This is a genomic window from Sorangium sp. So ce385 (assembly GCF_051474135.1).
Lineage (GTDB): Bacteria > Myxococcota_A > Polyangia > Polyangiales > Polyangiaceae > Sorangium > Sorangium cellulosum_D.
Genome location: NZ_CP150337.1, coordinates 2,953,011 through 2,979,333, shown reverse-complemented (window position 1 = coordinate 2,979,333; position 26,323 = coordinate 2,953,011). Strand labels below are relative to the sequence as shown.

Sequence of the window (26,323 nt, the reverse complement as noted above, 5' to 3'; positions counted from 1 at the left end):
CTCATCGGTCATCGCGGCCGCCAGCGCAACGGGATTTTTCGAGCTCATCGAGCGGCGCGGGGCAAAGCGGCCGGAGCCGGCAGCCCTTGCACTCGGCGCCCGTCCAGATGGCCTCGAACGTCGCCTGCATCTCGTCGAGCAGGAGGTCGTCGTCCGTGAGCACGCCCGCCTCGAAGTTCCGCCGCCCCTCGCCCTTCGCCCCGAGCCCGGCGCCGGTGAGGTTCGCGGAGCCGAGGTACAGGAGCGCTCCGTCGACGGCGATCATCTTCAGGTGGACCCGCGGGCAGCGCCGCATCTCGATCGGCGGCCGGGGCCGGCGGCGGAGCTCGGCGCGGAAGGCGCGCGACGGGACGCCGGCGTGTAGCAGGCGCAGCTCGACCCCGCGGGCGGCGAGCGCGTCGAGCAGGTCGAGGAACGACATGTACCGGCCGCGCGCCCGCGCCCTCGATCCGATGGGCGCCTCGACGCGCAGCTCCTTCACGTTGGCCGTCGCGATCCACACCGAGACGCGCGCGTTCGCGACCGCGCCCATCACGAGCGCGTCGTAGTGGGCCCTGTCGCGGAGGAGCGTCAGCTCGACCCGCCGCTTGAGCTGGGTCCGCGGCGTCGCCTCCGCGTTGCGCGCCCGCGCGCGCGGGCGCGCCGGCCGAGGGCTCACGCCCGTTGACCGGCGCCGGCAGGCGCCTGCTCGATCTCGAGGTGGGCGCTGAGCAGGGCCCGGACGTCGTCCGGCATCGGGACCGAGACCAGCTGCACGAGATCGGTGGTCACCACCGTGTGCCGGAGCTCGGCCGACTGCACGCCGTCGTGAGCGCGGACCATGCGGTACCGGAACGTGGCGCTCCGCCTCCCGAGGTGGACGACCGACGTCTCGATCCGGAGCGTCTCGCCGTAGCGCGCCGGCGCCGCGTAGTCGGCCTCGACCCGCACCGCCGGCAGCCCGATCCGCCGCTCGAGGATGAGCCGGGCGTAGCCTCCCTCGAGCGGCGCGAAGAACCGCTCCATCGCCTCGTGCGCGTAGTTGAGGAAGCGCGCGAAGAAGACGATGCTCGCGGCGTCGACGTCCTCGAACTTGATCGGGCGATCGAGGGAGACCATCGCGGCTAGGAGAGGTCCTCGGCGAGCTTCTCCAGGGTCGCCCTCCCGAGCGGCGCCTTCACCGAGTACCGCGGGTGCGCGACCACGAGCGAGGCGGCCGCCTTCTTGGCCTTGATCGCGGCCTGCGCCTCGGGCGGGAGATCCACCTTGAGGTAGTGCACCGCCGTCGTGCGGTCCTCCAGGACCGCCGCGTCGCGCTTGCCCCGCGCCTTGGCGGCGACGCCGTCGATGTCGAGCGACACGGTGTCCTCGAGCCCGACCAGATCGACGAGCATCTGGTCGCGCAGCGCCCGGTCGGGGATCTCGACGAAGAGCGTCAGGCTGAGCTGCCCCTCCGCCGGGATGAGATCGTTGTACGTCTCGATCTCGTGGAGGATGCCGCTCTCGCTCGTGATGCGCTCGGTGCGGAGCATCTCCTGGATCTGGAACAGCACCGAGTCGCGGTTCTCGAACACTGCGGTCAGGTGGTCTCCGATCCGCACGCGGCGGGGCCGCTTCTCCTCGATGATGCGGTTGCGGAATCGCTCCCGGATCGCCTCGTATTCGCCGATCCCGAGCACCTCGTTGCGATCGATGGGACGCATGACGGCTCCTCTCTTCGACGTCTCGCTTACGTCTCGGTACGTCTCCCTCACGACTTCGGCTCGATGTACGACGTCGGCCCGAGCCCGTACGCGTGGGCGAGCGCCTCGACCGGGTGCAGCACCTTCGCGCCGTTCTCCTTGACCATCCTGAGGCCGGCGAGCGTGCAGTCGCTGACGATGACGTCCGCGCCCGCGACGCCGCGCACCAGCTTCGACGCGTACTTGCGGCCGGTCTCGTAGTGCGCCGCCTTCATCCCCCAGGTGCCGTCCACGGCCGAGCACTGCTCGACGACGCGCACCTCGGTGTCGGGCACGACGCCGAGCACCCTGGCGCCGGGGAAGCCGATCTTCTGGGCGCGCAGGTGACACGCGGCGTGGTACGCGATCGTGCCGAGCCCCCGCTTGAACTCGCGGTTGAGCTTCTTCTCGCGCCCGAGCTGGACGAGGAGCTCCATCATGTCGACCGTCGCGGCCGCGACCTCGCGCGCCTCCGCCGTCTGCAGGTACTCGGGCCACTCCTTCTTCATCGTGTAGCCGCACGTCGGGCCGACCACGACGATCTTCCTGCCCTTGCGGACGTGCGGGAGCAGCAGCGCGACGTTCTGCTTCACCTTCGCGGTGAACGCCTCGAGATCGCCGCCGTCGAGGTTCGGCATCCCGCAGCACGTCAGCGCGTCCGTCGGGGCGTCCTGCGGATCGTCCGGGGACGCGCAGCCGGGCACGTGCACCGCGTAGCCGTTGTGCTCGAGCACGCGGACGGCGGCCTCGGGGACCCCGGGCGTGTTGTACTCGCCGTAGCAGGTCGCGAAGAGCACGACGGAGCCTTGCTTGCCGGCGTCCGCCGCGGCGCTGTGCTCCGCGAACCACGACGAGAACGGCTTGCGCGCCATCTCCGGGAGCGGGAACTCCGACGAGATCCCCGTCACCTTCTCCTGCACCTTGCGCAGCAGGCGGCTCGCCTGTACGAGGTTCGCGAGCGGCGCGGCGGGGCCGGAGCCGAGCGCGCCGATCACCTGCGGCTCGCCGAGGATCCTGTCCACGAGCGGGATGCCCTCCCGCTGGGCGCGCACCGCGCGCTCGCGCGCGAGCACGCGCGGGTAGTCCAGGAGCTCGTAGGCGTGCTCGTCGGCGGTGTACGGGCACTTGATGTAACAGAGCTTGCACTGCCAGCACTCGTCGCCGACGGCCTTGAAGTCGTCGTAGGTGAGGGCCTCGGCGCCCTCGGCGACGCCGGCCTCGATGTCCCTGTCGACGCGGGCGAAGAGCTCGGGGAACGAGCCGCAGTACCCGACGCACATGCGGCACTCGTGACAGATCTGGAACGTCCGCCGCAGCTCGGCCTCGAGGTCGCGGGGATCGAGATATCGCTCGTCGTTCGGCGATGTCGCCGGCGGACGGTCTGGTGCACGCCGAATGACGCTCACGGGTCGGTTCCTCTCAACATCCTTTGGGAGTACGGGGCGAAGGGGCGGCTGGCCGCGCGGCGCGGCGCCGGACGGGCCGCGCTTGCAGCGGCGGCGCGCGCGCCCCGAATCGAGCCGCTGGCGGCTCGGCGCGATCCGGGGCGCTCGCGCTCACGCATCGGTCGAGATCAGAAGTCGAGCGACTGCAGCGCCTTCTGGAAGCGCCCGGCGTGCGACTTCTCGGCCTTGGCGAGCGTCTCGAACCACTCGGCGATGTCGTCGAAGCCCTCCTCGCGGGCCTCCTTCGCGAAGCCCGGGTACATCGTCTCGTACTCGTGGGTCTCGCCGGCGACGGCGGCCTTCAGGTTCTTCTCCGTGCTGCCGATCGGCAGGCCCGTCGCCGGGTCGCCGGCCTGCCGGAGGTAGTCGAGGTGGCCGTGCGCGTGGCCCGTCTCGCCGTCCGCCGTGTCCTTGAAGAGACCCGCGACGTCGGGGCGACCTTCGACGTCGGCGACCTTTGCGAAGTACAGGTAGCGGCGGTTGGCCTGCGACTCCCCGGCGAACGCGTCCTTCAGGTTCTGGTGCGTCTTCGTGCCCGTAAGCTGCTTGGTGGTCATGGTGTTCGCTCTCCTTGGTTGAACGGCTGGGACGATGGATCCCTGATGCCCGCGCAGGTCGGCTCGGCGGCGCGGAGGCTCCGCTAGCCACGTTCGGGGCGCTGCGCCCGTCGAGCCCCTGCGGGGCGGAGTCGACTGTGTTCCTCGCTGCGCCCGACGTCGCGTGCCGCTGCCTGCGCGCCCTCGTCTTCCTGCCCGGCCTTCGCGCAGGCCGCGCAGAGCCCCCGGTAGATCCGCTCCACGGCGCGAACCTCGAAGCCGGGCGCGGCCGCGAGCGGCGCGGGGGCGACCTCGTCCGGGCGCTCGCCCGAGGGCTCGCACGGCACGTCGCGGACGAGCCCGCAGCGATCGCAGACCGCGTGATGGTGCGCCGCCATGTTCGGATCGAAGCGCGAGGCGCCGGGCGACAGCGACAGCGCGACGCACAGCCCCGCCGACGCCAGCGCGTCCAGCGTGTTGTAAACGGTGGCGAAGCTCATCGTCGGCAGCGCCGGCCGGAGCCGCTCGAACAGCTCCTGCGCGGTCGGGTGCGTCGGATCGGCCGCGAGCTCGCGCACGATCGCCAGGCGCTGCGGCGTCAGCTTGAGCCCCGAGGAGCGCACGCAGGCCAGCATCGACGCGACCCGCGCATCCTCCTCGATCCCCTCGCGATCGAAGCCGACTCCGCGCCCCTGGGCGTCGCGGGGCGCAGGCCCCTTGGCGGCAGGTGTTCGCGAGGCGGCCACGGCGAGAGTGATACTTAGAAAGTTTCTCAGTTGCAAGTCCTAACAATCACGGCAGATGAGCCTGGCAAATCCGGGGCGGATCAGGCAGATCTGCCGCGTCCAGGCTGGTCGAGCCTAGACGACGCGCCGCGGCGTCGCGCGCGGTGCGGCCGGGGTTGGCTCTTGCGAGGCCGGAGAGCCTCTGTCATAGTGCGCGCCCCGCGCCGCCGGCCCCCCGCCGGCTTGCATTTTCGCCCGCCAACGGGGCAAGTTTTTTTCCAGCAAAAGAGGACGCTGCAAGACATGCCGACCGACGCCATTCAGTGCAAACCGCTCGAGGTCGCCGTGGGCGACAAGGGCATCGAGCGCGCCATCAAACACCTCAAGAGGAAGATGGCCGCCGAGGGGATCCTCCGCGAGCTGAAGCGGCGCCGGCACTACATGAAGCCGTCCGTGAAGCGGCGGAAGAAGGCCTCCGAGGCCGCTCGCCGCCGCCGGAAGCGGTCCAAGATGGACATGGTCGCCTAGCGCGACGGTCCCTCGCGCGACGGCACCCGCCAAGACGCAGAAGACGCGCGCGGACGCTTGAACCAAGCCTCCGCGGTGTGCTCTGCGTCTTGTCATTTTTGTCTTCGTCCCAGAGCCGCCTCGGCGGCGCGACGCGCCCCCGGGTTGCGCGTGCCGGTGCCACGGCGGCGCCCGCGGCGCCCCCGCTCCAGAGGTCCCGATGCGCGCCGTCGTGCTCACGACGTCCTATCCGATCAGCGACGAGGATCCTTCGGGCCATTTCGTGCGCTCGTCGGCGCAGGCGCTCGCGCGCGGCGGCGCCGAGGTCCACGTGATCGCGGCCGGGGGCTCGGTCCTCGACCCACCCTCACGGGACGGCGATCTCGTCGTCCATCGGGCAGGCGGGGGCGCGCTGTTCGCGTGGCCGGGCGCCGTGGCGCGCGCGCGCGAGGCGCCGCTCCGGCTGCTCTCCGCGGGTCCGTTCGCGGCCGCCGCGCTCCAGCGGCTGCGCCGGCTCGGGCAGGTCGACCGCGCGGTGGCGCACTGGATCGTCCCGTGCGCGTGGCCGCTCCTGCTCGCCCTGCCGCGCGCGCCGCTCGAGGTGCACGCGCACGGCGCCGACGTGCGGCTCCTGCTCGGCGCTCCGCGCGCCGCGCGCGCGGCGGTGATGGGCGCGCTCCTCCGCCGCGACGCGCGCTTCGTCTTCGCCGCGCGCGCGCTGCGCGACGCCCTCGCGGCCGCGCTCGCCCCGGAGCAGGCGCGCGCGCTCGCCTCCGCCTCGCGCGTCGCGCCGCCCGCGATCGATCTGCCGTCCGTCGCCGAGCGCGCGGCGGCGCTCCGGAGCGAGCTCGTCCAGCGCCCGGGCGATCGCCTCGCCGTCGTGGCGTGCCGGCTGATCCCGACGAAGCGGGTCGAGCTCGCGATCGAGGCGGCGCGCGCGGCGGGCGCCGGGCTCCGGCTCGTCATCGTCGGCGACGGCCCGGAGCGCGCCCCGCTCGAGCGCCTCGCGCGTGCGAGCGCCTCGCGTGCCGCGGCGAGCTCGCGCGGCGCAGATGGCGCGGCAGTGCGCTTCACGGGCACGCTCCCGCGGAGCGAGGCGCTCGCGTGGATCGGCGCGGCCGACGTGCTGCTGCACCCGTCATCGCACGAGGCCGCCCCCACGGTGATCCGCGAGGCGCGCGCGCTCGGCGTGCCCGTCATCGCGTGCGACGCGGGCGACGTGGTCGCGTGGGCCAGGGCCGACGACGGGATCCTCGTCGCGGAAGGCACCGCGGAGAGCCTCGTGGCCGCGCTCCGCGCCGTCCCGCCGCGCCGCCCAGAGCGCGCGCCCGCGCGTTCGCGCTGAACGACCGCGTTCGCGCTGAACGACCGCGCGCCCGCGCGTTCGCGCTGAAAGCGGTGCGTTCTCGCTGGGCCGCCCGCGGTGCGCGCCCGGCTCCGGACAGCGCCGGACGCCCCATCCGGAGCGAGTCTTCGATCCGCGATGCGATGTCCTTGCAATTCCCAAGGCTTCGACTACGGTGCGCCTCGCTCCGCACCGAAACGAGGCGGCGGAGTGGCTCGGGGCGTAGCGCAGCCTGGTTAGCGCACTTGACTGGGGGTCAAGGGGTCGGTGGTTCGAATCCACTCGCCCCGACTGGTCCGGCGGAGAAGGTTCTCCGGCGGACCTTTCGGCTTTGTAGGGCTTCAGTTCTCGTCGACGGTGGACGCGCCGGGCAACGGCGGCGTGGCCCCGCCATCGCGTCCCGGTGTCGCTCACGCCACCCGGCGCCCGGGGCTCACCGCGTCATCCGGCGAGCGGGGGCGGTGAGACGGGCGTGACGGGCCGATCCGGCTCGCCGGCGAGCTCGTCCTCGATGGCGATCATCGCGGCCAGCACCGCGTGATCGCTGAAGGGCAAGCCGACGACCTGCACGCCGACGGGTAGCCCCTCGCTCTTCGCGTCGACCTCGGCGGCCCGCTTCTCCAGCCGATCGCGCGGCCGCTCGCGGCGCGCCTCGCCGGCGCGCACGCGGGTCACGGGGACGACGCCGGCCGGGAACTGCGCGAGGTTCCAGAGCATGGCGGCGCTGCCCGTGAGGACGAAGTCGCGCGACGCGGCGTGCGGCAGCGCCGGCGTGGCATACGGCGGGCAGACCAGCAGGTCGAGCGACTCGGCGCGCATCGCCGACGCGATCGCGGCCCTCGCCTCGCGCAGCGCGTGCGTGACGCGCCAGAGCTCGGCGACGGACTTCGGCCCGGTGACCTCGAGGAGGCGCTGCAGCCTCCGCTCGCCCGCGATCCCGGCGACGCGCGCGGCGGCGCGGCGCGCGAACGGCGGGAGCGACGCCATCGCGCGGAGCGAGCGGAGCGAGACGTCGACGTCGGCCGCGTCGCCCTGGAGGAGCGACATCGCCGTCGCGCCGCCGTCCGCCGAGAGCGCGGCGAAGTACGCGTAGACCGCGTCGGGGATGCCGGGCGGCGTGAACGGCACGACCGTGGCGCCCCGCGCGCGCAGCGCCGACGCCGCCTTCACGACGGCGCGGGCGACGGCGGCCGACGAAGGGACGAGCCCGTCGTCGCAGTAGAACCCGACGCGCAGCCGCGCCACCTCGACGCTCGCCGGCTCGGTGAACGGGAACGGCGGCACGCGCACGTCCAGCGCGGCCATGGCCACCGGGTCGAGCTCGGACATGACGAGCGCGAGGTCGCGCGCGCTCCTCGCCATCGGCCCGACCTGCGAGCGGATCGCCTCCTGCCCGAGCAGCGCCGTGTTGCTGCCCAGGTTGGTCCAGCGATCGAGCGTGGGCTTCATGCCGGCGATCCCGCAGCAATGCGCGGGGACGCGGATGCTGCCGCCGATGTCCGTGCCGATGCCGAGCGGCGACATCCCCGCCGCGATGGCGGCGGCCTCGCCGCCGGACGAGCCGCCCGGGCTGTGATCGAGGCTCCACGGGTTCGCCGTCTGGCCGAAGAGCGGGTTGCGCGCCTCGTTGTACAGGAGCAGCTGCGAGACGTTCGTGCGCCCGAGGATCACGGCCCCGGCCCGGCGGAGCAGCGCGGTGACGCCCGCGTCGCCGGCCGCCCGGTGGCCCCTGCGGGCCGCGACGCCGAGCGTCGAGGCCATGCCGGCCATGTCGAGCGACTCCTTCACGGTGATCGGCAGCCCGTGGAGCGGGCCGCGGATCTCCCCGCGACGGCGCTCGTCGTCGAGCCCGCGCGCGGCCGCGAGCGCCTCGTCGTGGAGCACCTGGGTGAAGGCGCGGAGGCGCGGGTCGAGCGCCTCGATGCGCGCGAGGTGCGCCCGCGTGACCTCCTCGGCGCTGACCTCGCGCGCGGCCAGGAGCGAGGACAGCGCGGTCGCGGTGAGGCGGGTCGGATCGGTCGAGGCGCTCACGGTGATTCGACGAGTATCACAGGTCCGCGCGCTCGAAGGGTTGCTAGGCTCCGGTGCCCCGCGCCGTTCGCGGGGGAAGCGCCGGAGCCATGCAGCCGCTGCCGATCGATCCGATCCTCCCCGATCTCTGCGCCGCCCTGCGCGCGCACCCGAGCCTGGTGCTCGAGGCGCCGCCCGGCGCCGGCAAGACGACGCGCGTGCCGCGCGCGCTGCTCGACGCCGGGTTCGCCGAGCGCGGCGAGATCCTGGTGCTCGAGCCGCGGCGGCTGGCCGCGCGCCTCTCCGCGCGGCGCGTCGCCGAAGAGCTCGGCGAGCGCGTGGGCGAGACCGTCGGCTACACCATGCGCTTCGAAGAGGCCGCCGGCCCGGCCACGCGGATCCGCTTCGTGACCGAGGGCGTGCTGACGCGGCGGCTCCTGGTCGATCGCGAGCTCCGGGGCGTCAGCGCCGTGGTGCTCGATGAGTTCCACGAGCGGCACCTCGCGGGCGACGTCGCGCTGGCGCTGCTCCGGCGGCTGCAGCGCGGCGCGCGGCCCGATCTCCGCCTCGTCGTGATGTCCGCGACCCTCGACGCCGGGCCGATCGCGGCGTTCCTGGGCGCGCGCGAGGCGCGGCCCACGTCCGCGGCCGAGGCCGGCGGCGCGCTGGCCGCCGAGGCCCCGCTCTGCGCGACCCTGCGCGCCGAGGGGCGGATGTTCGACGTCGCGATCGAGCACCTGGAGCCCGCCCGCGTGAGCGCGTCGGCCCGCGCCGCGGGCGACCGCCGCGCTCCGGCGCACTGGGGCGACAGGACGCTCGAGAGCCTGGTCGCCTCGTCCGTGCGGCAGCTCCTCGACGAAGGGCTCGACGGCGACGTGCTGGTGTTCCTGCCGGGCTCCGCGGAGATCCGGCGCTCGATGGAGGCGTGCGCGCCCCTCGCGAAGAGCGCCGACCTCTTGCTCCTGCCGCTGCACGGGTCGCTGTCGCCGGCGGAGCAGGACCGCGCGGTGCGCCCCGCGGACCGGCGCAAGGTCATCCTCTCGACCAACGTGGCCGAGACCTCCGTGACCATCGACGGCGTCGTCGCGGTCGTCGACAGCGGCCTCGCGCGCGTGGCCGCGCACGCGCCCTGGTCGGGGCTGCCCACGCTCCGCGTCGCGCCCATCGCCCGCGCCTCCGCGGCGCAGCGCGCGGGGCGCGCCGGACGGACGCGGCCCGGCCGCTGCCTCCGCCTCTACACGCGCGGAGATTTCGCCGCGCGGCCGGAGCACGAGGCGCCCGAGATCCGGAGGCTCGATCTCGCGGAGACCGTGCTCGAGCTCTGCGCCGCGGGCGTCACCGATCTCGAGGGGTTCGGGTGGCTGGAGGCGCCGCCCGCCGCCGGGCTCGCCGCGGCCGAGGCGCTGCTCGTGCGGCTCGGCGCGCTCGACGAGGCGCGGCGCGTGACGCCGATCGGCCGGCGGATGCTGCGCTTCCCGGCGCACCCGCGGCAGGCGCGGATGATCGTCGAGGCGGAGCGGCGCGGCGTCGCCGAGGACGGGTGCACCCTCGCGGCGCTCGCCGCCGAGCGCGACCTCGGCGCGCCCCAGGGCCCGCGGGCGGCGCACGCGCGGCACAGCTCCGATCTGCTCGCCGCGCTCCAGACCTTCGACGAGGCGGACCGCGCGCGGTTCGCGGCGGACCGCCTGCGCTGGCTCGGCGTCGACCCGGCGCGCGCGCTCGCCGTGGAGCGGACGCGCAAGCAGCTCGCGCGGCTCGCGGACCACCGGAGCGCGGCCCCGCCGGAGACCGCGGAGGCGCGCGAGATCGCGCAGCGCATCGCGATCCTCTCCGGCTACCCGGACCGGGTGGGGCGCCTCCGCCGCCCGGCCAACGCGTCGGGGCGGAGCGGGCGCGAGGTCGTGCTGGCCGCCGGCGGGACGGCCGCGCTCTCCGAGTCGAGCGTGATCGACGATGTCGACCTCGTCGTCGCGGTCGACATCGAGGAGCGCAGCGAGGGGCGCTCGGCGCGCACCGTCGTCCGGTCGGCGAGCGCGATCGAGGCCGACTGGCTGCTCGACCTGTTCACGGACGCGATCCGGGACACGACGGAGGCGACGTGGAACGCCGCCGCGGAGCGCGTCGAGGTCGTCCGCCGGCTCTCGTACGACGGCCTCGTGCTCGACGAGTCGCGGCCGGCCGCGAGCGCGGGCGGGCCGCTCGCGGAGGCGGCGGCGCGGGAGCTCGCCGCGCAGGCGAAGGCGAAGGGGTGGCGCGCGTTCGTGAAGGGCGACGCGCTCGACGGCTGGCTCCTCCGGGTCGCGTTCGTGCGCGCGCACTGCCCGGACGCCGGGCTCCCCGACGTGGGCGAGGACGCGGTGCTCGCCGCGCTCGAGGCGCTCTGCGAAGGCCGCAGGAGCTTCGCAGAGCTCCGCGACGCGGACCTCGCGGCCGCCGTGCGCGCCTCGCTGAGCCCCGCGCAGGCGCGAGCGCTCGCCGAGCTCGCCCCCGAGTCGATCGTCCTGCCCGGCGGCCGCCGAGCGCGCCTCGAGTACGCGGCCGACGCGCCGCCGTCGCTCGCGTCCCGGCTGCAGGACTTCTTCGGCATGGCCGAGGGGCCGCGCGTCGCCGGCGGACGGGTGCCCGTCGTGCTGCACCTGTGCGCGCCGAACCAGCGCCCCGTGCAGGTCACGACCGATCTCTCGGGGTTCTGGGCGCGCCACTACCCGGCGATCGCCAAGGAGCTCCGCCGCCGCTACCCGAAGCACGCGTGGCCGGACGACCCCGCGCGCGCGGCGCCGCCGTCGCGCGCGCCGCTCCGTAAGGGATGAGTCAGCGCACGAGCGCCGCGGCCCTCGCCGTCTCGGCGGCCGTGCGGAGGAGCATCCGCACGATCCCCTCGCCGAGGGGCAGCGTGAACCCGACGTCGCTCTCGCGCTGCGCCACCTGCATCGGCGGGATCGAGCCGTAGCCGAAGCCCCACGACGAGAGCAGGCTCGCGATCCTGGCGATCTGCTCGAGGTTGCGGAGCGCGACGGCGCCGTTCGCCGCGCTCTGCGGGTCCGTGTACGTGAGGGCGCCGGCGAAGTTGACGCCGGGCGGCTGGAAGTTGCCGATGACGCGCACGTACTGGAGGCCCGCGAGGAACGGGAGCTGCCCCGCCGCCGACGCGACCGCGGGCTGGCTCGAGAGATCACCGGCCAAGGCGAACGACGCGTTCTTCGTGCCGAGCAGCTCGACCATCCACGAGGGCACGGACCGCTTCAGCGCGCTGAAGCGGAGCCGGTCGAGGGCCCGCCGCATGCCGGTCTCGTTGCCGGTGAGGATCGTGTGCGGCGTGAGCACGACGAAGCCCACGTTGCCGGCCGTGAAGAGATCGTTGTCCGCGTAGCGCGTCTTCACGAGCGGCGCGCCGATGACGGTGACCGACCTCGCGTCGGCGGAGCGGCGGATCGCGTCGACGTCGAAGTTGCCCTGCATCACGGCGCAGAAGTCCGCGCCCTGCATCGCGTAGAGCCCGCCGTAGATCTTCACGATGTCGCGCGACGGGACGAAGTTCGACTCGGGGCCCAGCGGGAGCAGGTTCGTGATCAGCTGGTTCACCTCGCCGCCCAGGCCGGAGGTGAACATCGCCGCCGCGTCGAGGTAGCCGAGCATCACCACGCCGCTCGGCAGGACCGCCAGGGGATCGCGGTCGATCGCGGTCGCGTCGATCTTCTCGCCGCCGACCAGCGCGAGGCTGTCGTCCGCGCCCCCGCAGCCGGCGAGCGCCGGGGCGGCGGGCGCCGCGAGCGCGAGCGCGAGCGCCGCGCGGCGCAGGGCGGCGGCGCCCCGGGATTGCAGCAGCGTCCGCTCCATCGTGTTCGTCATCAAGGTCGCTCGTGCGGCGGGTCGGGGCGCTCCAGGGGGAAGGAGCCGATGATTTTCAGCATCTTGGTCTCGCGCTTCACGCCCTCGAGCGCCGCGACGAGCGCGCGATCGGTCGTGTGTCCGCTGACCTCGACGTAGAAGACGTAGTCCCAGCCCTCGCCGGGGACGGGGCGGGAGTGGACGCGCCGGAGGTTGCAGCTGCGCTCCTTGAAGTGCTGGAGGATGTCGTGGAGCGCGCCGGGCCGATCGTGGACGCTGAAGAGGATCGCCGTGGCGTCGTGGCCCGAGCGCGGCGCCGGGAGCCGCGACAGCACCGCGTAGCGGATCCGGAGCTCGCCCTCGTCGCCGACGTTCTCGCGGGCGACCCGGAGCTCCGGCGCGCCGCTGAAGCCGCGGGGCACGATGGCGGCGCTGCCGTCGTTCTCGGCCGCGAGCTCCCACGCCGCCTGCGGGCAGCGGACGTCGAGCACCAGCGCGCGCGGGTGCTGGAGCTCGAGGTAGTGCACGCAGGCCACGTGGTCCTGCGGCGAGGCGTACACCCGCTCGACGTCGGCGAGGTTGCCGGTCCGGTTCACGAGGTCGAGCGCCTGCACCAGCTGGCGCTCGCCGACCACCTTGAGGTCGGCGCCGCCGATCGCCTGGATCGTCGGGAAGATCGGCCCCTCCTTGAGCGACTCGTAGGGGACCACGGCGAAGTCCGCGCGCGAGCGCGCGACCTCCTCGATGGCGGCGGCGGGGCTGTCCGCGCGGACGAACTCGCCGCCGACCCCGAAGTGATCGTGCGCCGCGGTCCAGCCGAAGTCGCCCTCGGCGCCGAGGTACGCGACGCGGGGCGCGAGCTCGAACGCGCGCGAGGCCGCGTCGATGGCGACGAAGATCGGCCGCACCGCGCGCTGCGGGAACGGCGGCGTCACGGCGCGCTCGAGCGCCTGGATATGGGCGGCGTCTGCCGTGGGGGCGAACCGGGCCGTGCCCGTCCTCAGCTTGGCCAGCTCGTGCGCGATGCGCGCCCGGCGCTCGACGCTTCGTAGGATTTCTTGATCCAGCTCCGTGAGCTGCCGGCGGAGCTCCTCAAGTCGCTTTCTCTCATCCATCCCGGCCACCCTAGCACCGCCCCCGGCGCAGGTGGACTCGCAGCGCTCCGGGCGCAGGGCCGCGACGCCGCACCTCGCACGGCTGGCCACACGTCGCCTTGGATCGCCGGGTCGCGTCAGGCCGCTGCGGAGGCGGACGACGCGCTGGAGTCGCTCTTGCTGCTGCTCGTCGACGAGGAGCTGCTCGATCCGGAGTCGGAGCTCGTCCCCGAGGACCCTGAGGAACTGCCCGAGCCGCTCTCCGACTTCGCGGGCGGCTTGTTCGAGCCCGAGGCGTACAGGTCGGAGTACCAACCACCGCCCTTGAGGATGAAGCCCGTGCCGCGCGAGATCTGCCGCCGGGCCGTCGCGTTGTGGCACGACGGGCACTCCGAGAGCGGCGCCTCCTTGATGGACTGCTCGGCCTCCCATTCATGCGCGCAGGATGTGCAAGCGTACTCGTACGTGGGCATGGCGTTTCTACTCCTCGGAACAACGCGAGGGATATGGCTACGTTAGCCACCTGTCAAGGCGGCTGCCAAAAGCGTCCGTCGCGTTTCTGACGTCGGTCCGTCGCATTTCGGAGCGCCGATCCGCTCGACGCTCCCGCGCGGTCACACCGTAACGCCGCTCACATCACTCGCGTCGTGTCTCGACGTCGGTCCACGCCATCGACGCTCGACGTCCTGGGCAAGACTTGGTCCTCAATGGGCGCGCGAGGAGGCGGGATCCGGCCTTGCCGCGCGGCGCCTGCCCACGTAGACCCGGGGTGGAAGCCAGATGTGACGGTACGTGGCGTGCTGTGACGATACGTTTAAGCCCGCCCGTCCGGTCCCGGGGACGCCATGCGCATTCGGAAGCTCGAGATCAGCGGGTTCAAATCGTTCGTGGATCGGACGGTGGTCCATTTCGACACGGACGTGGTGGGCATCGTCGGTCCGAACGGCTGTGGCAAGTCGAACATCGTCGACGCGATCCGGTGGGCCATCGGCGAGCAGAGCGCGAAGCACCTGCGCGGCAAGTCGATGTCCGACGTCATCTTCAACGGCTCCGAGACCCGCGCCCAGCACGGGATGGCCGAGGTGACGCTCACCTTCGACAACAGCGAGCCGACGGCCGCGTCGCAGCTGCCGCTCGAGTACCGGGACTACGCCGAGATCGCGGTGACGCGCCGGCTCTTCCGCGACGGGACGAGCGAGTACCTCATCAACAAGACCCAGGTCCGGCTCAAGGACGTGACCGATCTCTTCCTCGGCACCGGCGTCGGCACGAAGGCCTACTCCATCGTCGAGCAGGGCAAGATCGGGCTCATCGTCTCGGCGCGCCCTGAGGATCGGCGGATGCTCATCGAGGAGGCCGCCGGCATCACGAAGTACAAGGCCAGGAAGAAGCAGGCCGAGCAGAAGATGGACCAGACGCGGCAGAACCTGCTCCGCGTGGGGGACATCGTCTCCGAGATCCAGCGGAACCTCGCGTCCCTGAAGCGCCAGGCCGCGAAGGCCGAGCGGTACGTGAACTACCGCAAGGAGCTGGAGGACCTCGTGCTCCACGAGGCGTCGCACAAGCTCCTCGAGATCACGGTGCTCACGCAGCGCGAGTCGATCGGCAGGGCCGAGCACGCCGAGCGCGAGCAGGCGTCCCGGACCGCGCTCGCCGCGCGCGAGGCCGAGATCGAGGTCACCCGGCTCGAGGCCCTCGCCTGCGAGGAGCGGGCCGAGCGCGCGCAGAACGAGGCGTTCGCGGCCGACAACCAGGTGCGCACCCACGAGGCGGAGATCGCGCGGGCGCGCGACCGCCTGCGGCACCTGGAAGAGCGGCTCGTCACCGCGGCGAAGGAGCAGGGCGATCTCGAGAAGACGGTCGCGGAGCTCAAGGCCGAAAAGGAGCAGCTCGAGGCGCAGCTCGCCGGCGTCGAGGAAGAGGAGGCGCGCGAGAGCGAGCTCGCGCTCGAGCAGCACGAGCGGCTCGAGGAGCTGCGGCACGGCGAGCGCACCGCCGAGCACGAGGTCGCCGCGCTCCGCCGGCGCGCCGCCGAGGCCACCGCGGCGGTCGCGGCCGCCGAGGCGTCGCTCGCCGGGTTCGACCGGCGCATGGCGGAGATGAGCCAGCGGCGGGCGAAGCTCGAGGACGAGCTCGGGCGGCTGATGTACGAGTCGGAGGAGCTCGAGCGGCGGCGCTCGTCGCTGACGCGGAACGTGGCGGAGCTCGCCGAGGGGAAGCGGCTCTCCGCGGAGGAGCGGACGCGGCTCGACGCCGAGATGAAGGCGCTGCGGGAGCAGGCGGTCTCGAGCGACCGCGCCGTGGAGCACGCGAAGAACGAGCTCGGGCAGCGGCGCAACCGGCTCCGCGCGCTCGAGGAGCTGCACGCCCGGCTGGAGGGCGTCGGCGCGGGGGTGAAGAACCTCCTCAAGACGAAGGACCCGGCGCTGCTCGGGCTCGTGGCCGACCGGATCGAGGCGCCGGCCGAGCTGACCGCGGCGTTCGCGGGGCTGCTCGGCGACAGGCTGCAGTGCGCGGTCGTGAGCGACGTCGAGCGCGGGATCGCGCTGCTCGCGGATCTGTCGAAGAACAACCGCGGGCGGGCCAGCGTGATCGCGGCGCGTCCTCCGTTCGTGGCCGGCGCCGCGCGGCGGCCGCCGCGCGGCGAGGGGGTGCTCGGGCCGCTGGTGGATCGGCTCGTCTTCGCGCCCGAGGACGAGGCGCTGGCGCGCGCGCTCGTGGGGGACGCGGTGGTCGTCGCGAGCGCCGAGGTCGCGGCGCGGCTCGCGGCCGAGGGCGCGGGGTGCACGCTCGTGACGCTCGACGGCACCGTGATCCGCGAGGACGGCGTGGTGAGCGGCGGCTCGGGCGACGCGGTCGCGGCCGGGATGATCGAGCAGAAGCGGGAGATGCGCGCGCTGCACGAGTTCGTCGCGACAAAGTCGGAGGAGGTGACGGCGCTGCTCGACGCGCAGCAGAAGCTCCGGCTGCGGATCTCCGAGGTGGGGACGGCGCTCGAGCGCGCGCGGAGCGAGGCGCACGAGGGGGAGCTCGCGCTGGTGACGGCCGAGAAGGACCTCCGCCGCGCGGAGGAGCAGCTCGCCGCGGCGCAGAAGCGCGAGGGCGTGGTGCGCTCCGAGCTCGAGGACCTCGCCGACAACCTCGACGCCGGCGGGAGCGAGCAGCAGGCGGCGCGCGACAAGCTCGCGGCCGGGCGCGCGGCGCGCGAGGCGGCCGCGGCCGGCCTCGAGCACGCCGAGCAGGTGGCAGCCGAGTGGCGCGAGCGGGTGCTCGGACAGCAGTCGGTCGTGACCGAGCGCAAGGTGAAGCTCGCGCGCGTGCGCGAGCGCGCGACGGCGGCGCGGGGCACGATCGAGCGGCTCACGCGGTCGTGCAGCGAGCTAGAGGGCCGGATCGCCCGGCTCGACCAGGAGCGGACGGAGAGCGCGATCGGCGCCGGCAAGGCCGCGGCGACGATCGTGATCGCGCGCGAGGCGCTGGTCCACGCCGTCGCCAAGGCGCACGCGGCGCAGGCCACGCTGACCGAGGCGCGGCGCGCGCTGGACGAGGCGCGGCAGGCGCACGCGGGGCGCGAGGCCGACCTGCGCGGGCTGCGCCAGGAGCTCGCCGACGTGTCGGAGCAGCTCCGCAAGCACGAGCTCGCGCTGGAGCGGCTGCGCGTCGAGCACAACCACCTCATCGAGGGGGTGCGCGAGCGCTTCCGGGGGCTGGAGCTCGCCCGCGTCGTCGGCGACTACCACAAGCGGCCGCCCGTCGACGCCTCGCACCGCGCGCGCATCCAGGAGCTGACGGAGCTGCTCGACCGCATGGGCCCCGTCAACCTGGACGCCGTGCGCGAGCACGCCGAGGCCGAGGAGCGGTACACGTACTACTCGACCCAGAAGGCCGATCTCGAGAAGGCGCTCGACGACCTCGAGAAGGCTATCGCCCAGATGAACCGCGAGTCGAAGCGGCTCTTCAAGACGACGTACGACGGCATCAACGCGCGCTTCAAGGCGCTGTTCCCCAAGATGTTCCGCGGCGGCCAGGCGGAGCTCCGGCTGACGAACCCCGACGACATGCTGGAGACGGGCATCGAGATCCTGGCGCAGCCGCCGGGCAAGAAGCTCGGGAACATCGAGCTCATGAGCGGCGGCGAGAAGGCGCTCACCGCGGTGTCGCTCATCTTCGCGATCTTCCAGTTCAAGCCGTCGCCCTTCTGCATCCTCGACGAGGTCGACGCGCCGCTCGATGAGGCGAACGTGGCCCGCTACAACGAGGCGATCCGGAGCATGACGAGCCACTCGCAGTTCATCCTCATCACGCACATCAAGCGCACGATGCAGTCGGTCGACGTGCTGTACGGCGTCACGATGCAGGAGCCCGGCGTCTCGAAGCTCGTCAGCGTGCGGATCAACGAGACGGCGAAGCGGCCGGAGCGCGAGGCGGCGCCGGCGGCGGCGGTGGCGTGAGCGCGGGGCCTCACGCGGGCGGGCGGCGCCTGTCGCGCGGCGCCTCGGGGCTCCGGCACCTGCGGTGGGCCCGCGAGGTGCTGGCCACGCTGGAGGCCCACGTCGAGCACAACCCGGCGCTCGCCGATGCCGATCGCGAGGCGCTGCGCGGCGAGGCGCGGGCGCTCGGGGCCGCGGTGCAGGCCCTCAGCGGGGCCGTGAAGCCGTACCGGGACTTCCTCGAGCGGACGCGGGTGCGCTACCGCGGGCGCGTGCGCGTCGCGGAGCACCTGCTCCGGGGATCCGACGCGGGCGGCGCGGACGAGGCGGCGCGCGCCCGCCTCGAGGAGGCGCTGGCGGAGCTCGCCGCGATGGAGGAGGCGCAGCGGCGGCCGCTCAAGGAAGCGCTCTCGGCGGAGATCGATCGGCTGCGCGAGGCGATGGCGCGGATGGACGCGCGCCTCGCGGACCGGCTCTCCGCGGAGCTCGTCGAGAGCCTGTACCCGCCGCTCACGGACGGCGCGTCGAGGGTGGCCGACGACGGGGATCCGGACGACGACGCGACGGCGAGCGCTCGCTAGCGCCGCGCGACGGGCGAGGACGCCGCGCGACGGGCGACGGCGCCTCGCGACGGGCGAACCGATCGCAGGGCGGGCAGCGGGCCAGCGGATCGCCGGACCGACGGCGCGAAAGCGGCCGACGGCGCGGCAGATACCGGGGGGACGGAACGTCCTGCGTGCACGCCGGCATGGAGATGCGGTAAAGGGCCTGCGAAGGACACGGAGAGGACGTCGATGGGCAGCGCTGAGTCGGGCGCCTTCCTGCTCCTCCGCGGGCGCGCCGCGGCGAGCGAGCGATTCGAGGCGCTGATCCGACGCCACGTGCCGGACGTCTGCGTCGTCTCCGATCCCGAGCGCGCGCTCTCGCGGTGCCTGCGCGAGCCGCCGCTGGTGCTCGCGGTCGACGCCAGCGACCCGGCCGGCGCCGCGGCGTTCTGCGGCCGCGTGCGGGCGCAGCCCGGCGGCGACGCGGTGTTCCTCCTCGCGCTCGCCGAGCGCGACGCGGACCTCGACGGGCTCCTCGCGGCGGGCGCGAGCGATTTCCTGCTCGTGGGCGACGAAGGCGCGGGCGCCCGGGCGCGGCTCGCCGTCGCCCGCGAGCGCGCCGCGCGCGACGCCGCCTCGCGCCAGGCGCTCGCGCAGACGCAGGCCCGCCTCGTCCTCGCCGGTCGGATGGCGAGCGTCGGCACGCTCGCCGCCGGGGTCGCCCACGAGATCAACAACCCCCTCGCCTTCGTCATCACGAACGTCGACGCGGCCATCCGGCGCATCGGCGCGATGGAGCGGCGGAACAGCGCGCCGCGCAGCGGCCCGTGGGCTCGCTCCCACGCCGACGGCCGCGGGCCGTCGAGCGAGCTCTCCGAGGTGCTGAGCCTCCTCGAGGACGCCCGCGAGGGCGCGGAGCGGGTGCGGCTCATCGTGCGCGATCTCCACAGCTTCTCGCGCGCCGAAGAGGATCGCCGCGGGTCGGTCGACCCCAGGCGGGTGCTCGACTCGTGCGTCCACATGGCGATGAACGAGATCCGGCACCGCGCCCGCGTCGTCCGGAGCTTCCAGGAGGTGCCGCCGGTCGAGGCGAACGAGCCGCGGCTCGCGCAGGTCTTCCTGAACCTCATCGTGAACGCCGCGCAGGCCATCCCGGAAGGGCTCGCCGAGCAGAACGTGATCGAGCTCTCGACGCGCTGCGACGCCGCGGGGTGGGTCGTCGTCGAGGTGCGCGACACCGGCGCCGGGATCGCGTCCGAGTCGCTCGAGCGGATCTTCGAGCCGTTCTACACGAGCAAGGAAGAGGGCGAAGGGCTCGGCCTCGGGCTCGCGATCTGCCACGCGATCGTCGCGGCGCTGGGGGGTCGGATCGAGGTGGAGAGCCGCCCCGGCCAAGGGAGCACGTTCCGCGTCGTCCTCCCCGCCGCCGCGTCCGCCGAGGCGCGGGCCGCGGCGGCCACCGGCTCCGGCGCGTCGAGCGGGCGGCGCGATGGCGGCGGGCTCGACGGGGCCGCGCCGCAGGCGATGCCGCGACAGCGGGTCCTCATCATCGACGACGAGCCGCTGCTCACGCGCGCCATCGCGGGGACGCTCGAGCCGCGGCACGAGACGACCGCGACCGCGAGCGCGCGCGACGCGCTCACCCGGATCCGCGCCGGGGAGCGCTACGACGCCATCCTGTGCGATCTCATGATGCCCGACATGACGGGGATGGACTTCTACGCGTCGCTCGCCGAGCACGCGCCCGAGCAGCAGCGCCGGGTCGTGTTCCTGACCGGCGGCGCCTTCACGGAGCGCAGCAAGGCGTTCCTGCAGCAGGTCAACGCCCGGCTGCTCCTGAAGCCGTTCGACGCGGCGACGCTGCTCTCGCTGGTCGACGAGGTCGTCGCCGCGCCCTGAGGCGCGCGGCGCTGCTCCTCGCGCGCCGCCGGGGCGCGCGCTTCCGGCGCCCTCAGTGATAGTCGCGCGATTTCAGCGTGATCTCCTCGTCGTTCGGCAGCTCCAGCCGCTCCAGCTCGCGCGCGAGCACGTGGATCACCTCGCCCTGGCGCTCGACCCGCCCGGCGACGAGCAACAGCGCGGCGTGCCGCGCCACCTGGTAGTGCTCCTCGAAGACCTGCTTCTGGACGATGACGTTGACCACGCCGGTCTCGTCCTCGAGCGTCACGAACGTCACGCCGCTCGCCGTCGCGGGCCGCTGGCGGCCGACCACCATCCCGGCGACCCGCACGCTCTCCCCGTTGCGCGCCGCCTTGATCTCCTCGGCGGTCCGCACGCGCCCGGCCCCGCGCCGTCGTTTGAGCGCCGGCCGCAGGTGCCGCATCGGGTGATCGTGCAGCGACAGGCCCACGCGCCCGTAATCCAGCGCGAGCTGCTCCAGCGGCCTGAGCGGGGGTAGCCCGACATCGCTGTCGTCCTCGATCGGCACGCCGTCGAACAACCCCTCCACGCGGGGCGCCCGCGCCCGCCATAGCGCCTCTCTCCGGGCGGGGACCAGCGCGGCGAGCGCGCCCGCTTCGGCGAGCGCTTCCACCTCGTTCTTCTTCAGCTCCGTGCGCCTCACGAGATCCGGGAGGCCCGTGAACGGCGCCTCCTCGCGCGCCGCCACGATCGCCGCCACCGCCGCCTCCCCGAGCCCCTTCACGAGGCGCATGCCGAGCCGCAGCGCCGGGCCCCCCGAGGGCGCCTCGCCGGGCTCGAGGGTCGCGTCCCACGCGCTCTGCACCACGCACACCGGGCGCACCTCGACGCCGTGCCGCTGCGCGTCCTGCACCAGCGCCGACGGGCTGTAGAACCCCATCGGCTGCGCGTTGAGGAGCGCGCAGGTGAACGCCGCCGGGTGGTGGACCTTGAGCCAGGCCGACGCGTACACGAGCAGCGCGAAGCTCGCCGCGTGCGACTCCGGGAAGCCGTACTCGCCGAAGCCCTGGATCTGCTGGTAGAGCATCTCCCCGAATTTCGCCGAGATCCCCCGCTCGGCGAAGCCCTGGATGAGCCGCCCGCGGTGCCGCTCCAGGCGTCCGTGCTTCTTCCAGGCCGCCATGTCGCGGCGCAGCTGATCGGCCTCGCCCGGCGTGTAGCCCGCGCCGACCATCGCGATCTGCATCACCTGCTCCTGGAAGAGCGGCACGCCGAGCGTGCGCTCCAGGATGGGGTCCAGGCACGGGTGCGGGGACACCGGCGGCTCCTGCCCCGTCCGTCTGCGCAGGTAGGGGTGCACCATCCCGCCCTGGATGGGCCCGGGACGCACGATCGCCACCTCGATCACCAGGTCGTAGAACTTGCTCGGCTTCAGCCGCGGGAGCATCGCCATCTGGGCGCGGCTCTCGATCTGGAACACCCCCACCGTGTCGGCCCGGCCGATCGCCTCGTAGACGGCCGGGTCTTCCGGCGGGATCTGCGCGAGCGCCGCGATCGGATCGAACGCGGCGCCTCGGCGCGCGTGGACCGAAGGGCCCGCGGACGCGGCGTCACCAGCCGCGTGGAACGAGGGATCCGCGGACGCGGCGTCACCAGCCGCGTCCCCCGGCCGGCCCGTGAGCTCGGCGTACCGATCTGCGTGGATCAACGCGAGCGCCTTGCGGATCGCCGTCAGCATGCCGAGGGCCAGGACGTCGATCTTGAAGAAGCCGAGATCGTCGAGGTCGTCCTTGTCCCACGGGATCACCGTGCGGCCCTCCATCCGCGCTGGCTCGACCGGGGCCACCTTGTGCAGCGGCTCCGACGAGAGCACGAAGCCGCCGACGTGGATCGAGAGGTGGCGCGGGAAGCCCTCCAGCGCGCTCGCCATCAGGACCGCCTGCCGGACGCGCACGTCGTCCGGATCGAGCCCCGCCTCGCTCACCCGCTGCTCCGTGATGTCCGCCTCGTGGTGGAGCACGAGGCCGCTCAGCCTGTCGACCTGATCCGCCGAGAAGCCGAACGCCTTGCCTACCTCGCGGAGCGCGCTCTTCCCGCGGTAGGCGATCACCTCCGAGACCATCGCCGCCCGATCGCGGCCGTACATCTCGTAGATCGCCTGGATCACCTCCTCCCGGCGCTCGTGCTCGAAATCGACATCGATGTCCGGCGGCTCGTTGCGCTCCTCCGACAGGAAGCGCTCGAAGAGCAGGTTGGACCGGGCCGGGTCCACCGCCGTCACGCCGAGCACGAAGCACACCGCGCTGTTCGCCGCGCTGCCGCGGCCCTGGCAGAGGATCTGGCGAGCGCGGGCGATCTTCACGACCTGCTGCACGCTGAGGAAGTAGGGCGCCACGCCGAGCTTCGCGATCAGGGCGAGCTCCTTCTCGATCTGCGCGCGCACCTGCGGCGGCGTCCCCTCCGGGTAACGGTCGCGGCAGCCCTCCTCGGTCAGGCGCCGCAGCGCCTGATCCGACGTCTCCCCCGGCATGCAGAGGGCGTCGCTCGGGAAGCTGTAGCGGAGCTCGGCCAGCGAGAAGTGGCAGCGGGAGGCGACCTCCACCGTGCGCGCGACCCAGGCCGGATGATCGCGGAACAGCGCCGCCATCTGCGCGCCGGACCGCACGTACGCCTCCGCGTTGGGCGCGATGCGCGTCCCGGCCTGATCGAGCGTGGCCTTGGTCCGGATGCACGTGAGCACGTCGGCGAGCGGCTTGCGCGACGGGTGGTGGTAGAGCGGGCGCGCGGTCGCGACGACGCAGGGGCCGTAGCGCCGCTCCGCCGCGAGGGCCGCCGCGACCCGCTCGCCGTCGCGGCGGTCGAGGTGCTTCCAGGTCGCGACGAGCGCGCGCTCGCCGAACGCGTCGCGCAGCGCGCCGATGAGCGCGCCGGAGACGGCGGCGGGCACGAGCGGATCGAGCGGCACGATCGCGGAGAGTCCCCGCGGCGCCGCCGCGATCGCCTCCGCCGAGATGCTCGCCGTCCCCTTCTCGCAATCGGCGTGCGCGAGCGTGAGCAGCCGGCAGAGGTTCGCGTACCCCTCGCTGTCCTCGACCAGGAGGACCACCGAGGGCTGGACCTCCGGCGCGCGCTCGGCGCGCGGCGCGGCGCGCTCGACGGCCGCGCGCGTCGCGCCGATCGTCAGCTCGGCCCCGACGATCACCCGCTGCTCGACCTTCTTCGCCGCCGTGTGCGCGCGGACGCTGCCGTAGATCCCGTCGCGATCGCAGAGCGCGAGCCCCTCGAGGCCGAGCTCCTTGGCGCGGTGCACGAGCTCCTCGGGGTGCGAGGCGCCCTCGAGGAACGAGAAGCAGGAGCGGCCGCAGAGCTCCGCGAACGGCACCGAGGCGCCGGCGCTCACTCGCACCACCCCTGCAGGAAGGCCTCGCCCGTCGCGCGATCGACATAGATCCACGCCTCGCCGCAGGAGCTCGCGCTCGCGCCGTCGCGGGGAGAGCGCAGCTCGCCGAGGCGCGCCGGGGCGGCCCTGCCGGACGGAGCGCCCGAGACCAGCCAGGCGCGCGCGTAATCGCGCGAGGCGGGCGTGGGCGTCCACCACTCCACCGCGTCGAGCCGCATCACGAAGGAGAGCCGCTCGATCGCGTAGAGGTGCCGGTCGACCGCCACGATCGCCCCGCGCCCCACGCGGCCGAGCGGGATCGGCTGCGCGAGGAGCCGCGCGGGCTCCGGCGCCGGCGCGTCGGCCCCCTCCGCGCGCTCCCCCGCGGCCCCCTGCTCCGCCGCGGCGCGCGCGCGGGCCGCGGCGGACGTGCGCCCCGCGGCCGCCTCGTCCGGGACCGGCACGAGCCGCGACCGCGCCTCGGGGCGGTGCGCGTCGGCGACCTCCAGGACGCCCACCCGCTCCGCGCCGATCTCCGCCGAGAGCTCGGCCAGGAGCGCCGGCAGGCTGTCGGGATCGACCGAGCGGTCGCGCGACAGATCGAGCTGCACCCGGCGGGCGCGCGCGATGCGGGAGGCGATGAGGTGGACCCCCACCGCGGGCGCCGCGAGCTCGATCCGCTCGAGCTTCGCCTTGAGCGGGCGGAGCAGATCGCCCGCGTCCGAGAGGGGCACCGGCATGTCGACGTGGAAGCGCAGCGAGGGGCCGCGCTCCTCGTCCTCCAGGAGCGCGGCGGCGACGTCGTCATCGCGATCGCCGAGGCGGAGCCGCGCGATCGAGCGGTCGTAGGCGATCGCGACGTTGAGCCGCCCGCACGCCTCGCCGCGCGCGGCGAGCCGGGACGCGATGCGCGACGTCATGCCGCGCAGCACGAACAGGAGCGACTCGGCGCTCTCGACCGGATCGTCGAAGAGCACCTCCTCCTCGATCAGCCGGGGCACCTCGTACGGCAGGAGCGGCACGGGATCGCGCCCGGCGAGGAGCTCCATCACCTCGACCGTCCGCGGGCCCAGCCGCGCCGCCACCTGCGCCCGCGGCAGGCGCGCGAGGTCCTCGACGCGGAGCACGCCGAGCCGGACGAGGAAGCTCGCCACCTCGCGCTCGACCGGGAGCGCCTGCACCGGCAGGGGCCCGATCGCCTGCGCCCCCTTGCCCGGCGGCGCGATCGGGGCGTCTGCCCCCGGCGCGCCGTCCGCGTGCGCGCCGAAGCGCGCCAGCGCCTGCGCGAGCCGCGGCCCGTCGGCGATCGCGAGCCGCGCCCGGTGGCCGAGCGCCGCCACGCGCTCGCCGAGATCGCCGAGCAGCGCCTCCTCGCCGCCGACGAGGTGCGACGCCCCGGTGATGTCGAGCCACACCGTGTCGTACGGGCCGTCGCCCCAGGGGCTCCTCGCCACGCTCGCGGCGCGCTCGCCGGGGCGGCTCGCCCGCGGCGCCCCCGCGCGCGCGCCGGCGCGCGCCGGCGCGCCCTGCTCGCCGAGCTGGATCGCCGCCGTCGCCCCGAGCCCGAGCGCCACCTCGGCGACCCGGCCGAGCGCCGCGTCGATCTCGGCGAACGTCACCCGGTGGATCGCGAGGTGCGCGACCAGCGCCGCCGCCTCGACGACCTTCTGCCCCGGCCTGACCCCGTACCGCCGCGCCTCGTCGTCGACGACGTCGATCACGGCCACCGGCGCCGGCGCCTCGCGCTCGGACCGCGCGGCGAGCGCGGCCCGGCGCTCCTCCTCGCCGCCGATGATCACCGCGAGCGGCGCCTTCCCGCTCGGTGAGACCGGCCCACGCTGCTTCACCAGCTCGCACGCGAGCTGCGGGAGCACGATCGCCACAATTCGCCTCGCCGCCATCGCCTCTCCTCCTCACGCCCGCGACAGCGCGGGCCGCGGCTCGCTTCCCGCCGCCCGCTCCGCCTTCTCCCGCGCCCGCTCCCCGAGCACCACCGGCGTCGGCGAGGTCACGCGCCCGCGCCGATCCTTGGCCACGCGCACCATGAGCCGCCCCTCGGCGACCTGCTCGAGCTCCAGCCGCATCGCGACCGGCAACGGCATCGGCCGCGCCGCCTGGCGGTCGGTGAGGAGCAGGATCGTCCCGTCGCTCCCCTCGGTGGCCAGGGCGAGCTTGCGCACCACGTTGACCCACCGCGCGAGGTCCTCCTCGCGGCGCCCCGCCGCGGACGCGCCCCGCTCCCCCTTCCCCGCCCCCTGACCGAAGGCCCCCGGGACCCCGGCCACGTCGATCACGAGCACCGCGAACGCCCGGCTCATCGCCATCCGGACCGCGACCTTGGCGAGCATCTCCGCGGGGGGCCGCGCCACGAGCAGCCGGCTCAGGTCGACCCCCGCGCGCGCGACCGCCGGCGCGAACAGCGAGCCGCTCGGGTCGATCCACGCGCACCACGCCCCCGCCGTCGCGCTCGTCCCGCGCAGCCGCGCCTCCGCCTGCGCCGACGCGCACGCGGAGAGGGCGATGGAGGTGGAACGCCCGAGCCCCCGCGGCGCGGCGAGCTCCACTACCCCCCCGCGCGGCAGACCCCCTTCCGGGAGCGCGTCGTTAATTTCCTGTATACTGAGCGGGAGCGTCTTGGCGCGCGCTTCGAACTCGGGGAGGGTGTGGCGCAGCAGGTCCCGGGCGAGAGGAGCGGCAAGAGCGACGGGCGACATACTGAACATGGTACCAGTACCCTCGCGAAGCTGCCAACTTTGCAGGACGAACAACGTCCTACCCGCGCCCGGCGCGTTCCCCTTTCGCCGTTGCAGGACGGCGGGATGGCTGCCGTCGGTGATCTTTGGGCGGCAGGGATGACAGGACGGCGGGGATGAGGGGAATGCCGTCCCGGGTTCTTCAATAAGTCCTTCCGGCGCCCTG

19 protein-coding genes and 1 tRNA gene are annotated in these 26,323 nt (G+C 74.1%); 7 read left to right on the top strand and 13 right to left on the bottom strand.

Annotated elements, in window-relative coordinates:
- Position 1: 1 nt before the first annotated feature.
- The 6 genes from WME83_RS11160 to WME83_RS11135 all read right to left on the bottom strand — a co-directional run bounded on the left by WME83_RS11160 (position 2) and on the right by WME83_RS11135 (position 4,463).
- A complete protein-coding gene (locus WME83_RS11160) occupies positions 2 to 658 on the bottom strand; it encodes a phospholipase D family protein (protein ID WP_437319255.1) in 657 nt (218 codons plus the stop codon).
- Entirely contained in the window at positions 655 to 1,098 is a 444-nt protein-coding gene (locus tag WME83_RS11155; RefSeq protein WP_437319254.1) for an acyl-CoA thioesterase, read from the bottom strand. The genes WME83_RS11160 and WME83_RS11155 overlap by 4 nt, the downstream gene beginning before the upstream one ends.
- A gap of 5 nt (positions 1,099 to 1,103) precedes the next feature.
- Entirely contained in the window at positions 1,104 to 1,682 is a 579-nt protein-coding gene (locus WME83_RS11150; RefSeq protein WP_437319253.1) for a DUF3501 family protein, read from the bottom strand.
- Between the two features lie 47 nt (positions 1,683 to 1,729).
- Complete coding sequence (locus WME83_RS11145) at positions 1,730 to 3,106, bottom strand: hypothetical protein (RefSeq protein WP_437319252.1); 1,377 nt, start codon at positions 3,104 to 3,106, stop codon at positions 1,730 to 1,732.
- Positions 3,107 to 3,273: 167 nt separating this feature from the next.
- Complete coding sequence (locus WME83_RS11140) at positions 3,274 to 3,702, bottom strand: rubrerythrin family protein (protein WP_020734163.1); 429 nt, start codon at positions 3,700 to 3,702, stop codon at positions 3,274 to 3,276.
- Positions 3,703 to 3,785: 83 nt separating this feature from the next.
- Positions 3,786 to 4,463: a Fur family transcriptional regulator gene (locus WME83_RS11135; RefSeq protein ID WP_437319251.1), complete on the bottom strand. Its 678-nt coding sequence runs from the start codon at positions 4,461 to 4,463 to the stop codon at positions 3,786 to 3,788.
- A 246-nt stretch (positions 4,464 to 4,709) separates the two neighbouring features.
- Between WME83_RS11135 and rpsU the strand changes: the two genes are divergently transcribed.
- The 3 genes from rpsU (at position 4,710) to WME83_RS11120 (ending at position 6,549) form a co-directional block, all read left to right on the top strand.
- Positions 4,710 to 4,934 (top strand): 30S ribosomal protein S21, encoded by a 225-nt coding sequence (rpsU, locus tag WME83_RS11130; protein WP_012234386.1) that lies wholly within the window; start codon positions 4,710 to 4,712, stop codon positions 4,932 to 4,934.
- A 199-nt stretch (positions 4,935 to 5,133) separates the two neighbouring features.
- Complete coding sequence (locus tag WME83_RS11125; protein WP_437319250.1) at positions 5,134 to 6,258, top strand: glycosyltransferase; 1,125 nt, start codon at positions 5,134 to 5,136, stop codon at positions 6,256 to 6,258.
- A gap of 216 nt (positions 6,259 to 6,474) precedes the next feature.
- Positions 6,475 to 6,549 (top strand) — tRNA-Pro (locus WME83_RS11120).
- 150 nt (positions 6,550 to 6,699) lie between these two features.
- On the opposite strand, the gene WME83_RS11115 is transcribed toward WME83_RS11120, so the two are convergent.
- The gene (locus WME83_RS11115) at positions 6,700 to 8,289 is read right to left on the bottom strand and encodes an amidase (protein ID WP_437319249.1); all 1,590 of its coding nucleotides are present in this window, start codon (positions 8,287 to 8,289) and stop codon (positions 6,700 to 6,702) included.
- An 89-nt stretch (positions 8,290 to 8,378) separates the two neighbouring features.
- Between WME83_RS11115 and hrpB the strand changes: the two genes are divergently transcribed.
- Complete coding sequence (gene hrpB, locus WME83_RS11110) at positions 8,379 to 11,078, top strand: ATP-dependent helicase HrpB (protein WP_437319248.1); 2,700 nt, start codon at positions 8,379 to 8,381, stop codon at positions 11,076 to 11,078.
- A gap of 1 nt (position 11,079) precedes the next feature.
- On the opposite strand, the gene WME83_RS11105 is transcribed toward hrpB, so the two are convergent.
- The 3 genes from WME83_RS11105 to WME83_RS11095 all read right to left on the bottom strand — a co-directional run bounded on the left by WME83_RS11105 (position 11,080) and on the right by WME83_RS11095 (position 13,663).
- Entirely contained in the window at positions 11,080 to 12,117 is a 1,038-nt protein-coding gene (locus WME83_RS11105; protein ID WP_437319247.1) for a hypothetical protein, read from the bottom strand.
- Positions 12,117 to 13,211, bottom strand: a complete 1,095-nt coding sequence (locus tag WME83_RS11100) for a bifunctional chorismate mutase/prephenate dehydratase (RefSeq protein WP_437319246.1) — start codon at positions 13,209 to 13,211, stop codon at positions 12,117 to 12,119. The genes WME83_RS11105 and WME83_RS11100 overlap by 1 nt, the downstream gene beginning before the upstream one ends.
- A 116-nt stretch (positions 13,212 to 13,327) precedes the next feature.
- Positions 13,328 to 13,663, bottom strand: a complete 336-nt coding sequence (locus WME83_RS11095; protein WP_080682071.1) for an FmdB family zinc ribbon protein — start codon at positions 13,661 to 13,663, stop codon at positions 13,328 to 13,330.
- A 372-nt stretch (positions 13,664 to 14,035) separates the two neighbouring features.
- On the opposite strand from WME83_RS11095, the gene smc reads away from it, so the two are divergent.
- The 3 genes from smc (at position 14,036) to WME83_RS11080 (ending at position 20,064) form a co-directional block, all read left to right on the top strand.
- Positions 14,036 to 17,641 (top strand): chromosome segregation protein SMC, encoded by a 3,606-nt coding sequence (gene smc / locus WME83_RS11090; RefSeq protein ID WP_437319245.1) that lies wholly within the window; start codon positions 14,036 to 14,038, stop codon positions 17,639 to 17,641.
- Complete coding sequence (locus tag WME83_RS11085; RefSeq protein ID WP_437319244.1) at positions 17,638 to 18,201, top strand: hypothetical protein; 564 nt, start codon at positions 17,638 to 17,640, stop codon at positions 18,199 to 18,201. The genes smc and WME83_RS11085 overlap by 4 nt, the downstream gene beginning before the upstream one ends.
- A gap of 213 nt (positions 18,202 to 18,414) precedes the next feature.
- A complete protein-coding gene (locus WME83_RS11080) occupies positions 18,415 to 20,064 on the top strand; it encodes a hybrid sensor histidine kinase/response regulator (RefSeq protein ID WP_437319243.1) in 1,650 nt (549 codons plus the stop codon).
- Between the two features lie 52 nt (positions 20,065 to 20,116).
- Here the strand turns inward: WME83_RS11080 and WME83_RS11075 are convergent, their stop codons facing one another.
- From WME83_RS11075 to WME83_RS11065, 3 genes are read right to left on the bottom strand one after another with little or no spacing between them, the layout of a single operon-like run.
- The gene (locus WME83_RS11075; protein ID WP_437319242.1) at positions 20,117 to 23,425 is read right to left on the bottom strand and encodes an error-prone DNA polymerase; all 3,309 of its coding nucleotides are present in this window, start codon (positions 23,423 to 23,425) and stop codon (positions 20,117 to 20,119) included.
- Positions 23,422 to 25,305, bottom strand: coding sequence for a DinB/UmuC family translesion DNA polymerase (locus WME83_RS11070; RefSeq protein ID WP_437319241.1), 1,884 nt, complete (start codon positions 25,303 to 25,305; stop codon positions 23,422 to 23,424). The genes WME83_RS11075 and WME83_RS11070 overlap by 4 nt, the downstream gene beginning before the upstream one ends.
- Positions 25,306 to 25,317: 12 nt before the next feature.
- Positions 25,318 to 26,118 carry a recombinase A gene (locus tag WME83_RS11065; RefSeq protein WP_437319240.1) on the bottom strand — a complete coding sequence of 267 codons (801 nt, stop codon included), beginning with the start codon at positions 26,116 to 26,118 and terminating at the stop codon, positions 25,318 to 25,320.
- Between the last annotated feature and the right edge of the window lie 205 nt (positions 26,119 to 26,323).

Bases quoted from the DNA above. Each gene is read 5' to 3' on its own strand.
- WME83_RS11155 (WP_437319254.1), bottom strand. From the start codon at position 1,098: ATGGTCTCCCTCGATCGCCCGATCAAGTTCGAGGACGTCGACGCCGCG.
- WME83_RS11150 (WP_437319253.1), bottom strand. From the start codon at position 1,682: ATGCGTCCCATCGATCGCAACGAGGTGCTCGGGATCGGCGAATACGAG.
- WME83_RS11140 (WP_020734163.1), bottom strand. From the start codon at position 3,702: ATGACCACCAAGCAGCTTACGGGCACGAAGACGCACCAGAACCTGAAG.
- rpsU (WP_012234386.1), top strand. From the start codon at position 4,710: ATGCCGACCGACGCCATTCAGTGCAAACCGCTCGAGGTCGCCGTGGGC.
- WME83_RS11125 (WP_437319250.1), top strand. From the start codon at position 5,134: ATGCGCGCCGTCGTGCTCACGACGTCCTATCCGATCAGCGACGAGGAT.
- hrpB (WP_437319248.1), top strand. From the start codon at position 8,379: ATGCAGCCGCTGCCGATCGATCCGATCCTCCCCGATCTCTGCGCCGCC.
- WME83_RS11105 (WP_437319247.1), bottom strand. From the start codon at position 12,117: ATGACGAACACGATGGAGCGGACGCTGCTGCAATCCCGGGGCGCCGCC.
- WME83_RS11100 (WP_437319246.1), bottom strand. From the start codon at position 13,211: ATGGATGAGAGAAAGCGACTTGAGGAGCTCCGCCGGCAGCTCACGGAG.
- WME83_RS11095 (WP_080682071.1), bottom strand. From the start codon at position 13,663: ATGCCCACGTACGAGTACGCTTGCACATCCTGCGCGCATGAATGGGAG.
- smc (WP_437319245.1), top strand. From the start codon at position 14,036: ATGCGCATTCGGAAGCTCGAGATCAGCGGGTTCAAATCGTTCGTGGAT.
- WME83_RS11080 (WP_437319243.1), top strand. From the start codon at position 18,415: ATGGGCAGCGCTGAGTCGGGCGCCTTCCTGCTCCTCCGCGGGCGCGCC.
- WME83_RS11070 (WP_437319241.1), bottom strand. From the start codon at position 25,305: ATGGCGGCGAGGCGAATTGTGGCGATCGTGCTCCCGCAGCTCGCGTGC.
- WME83_RS11065 (WP_437319240.1), bottom strand. From the start codon at position 26,118: ATGTCGCCCGTCGCTCTTGCCGCTCCTCTCGCCCGGGACCTGCTGCGC.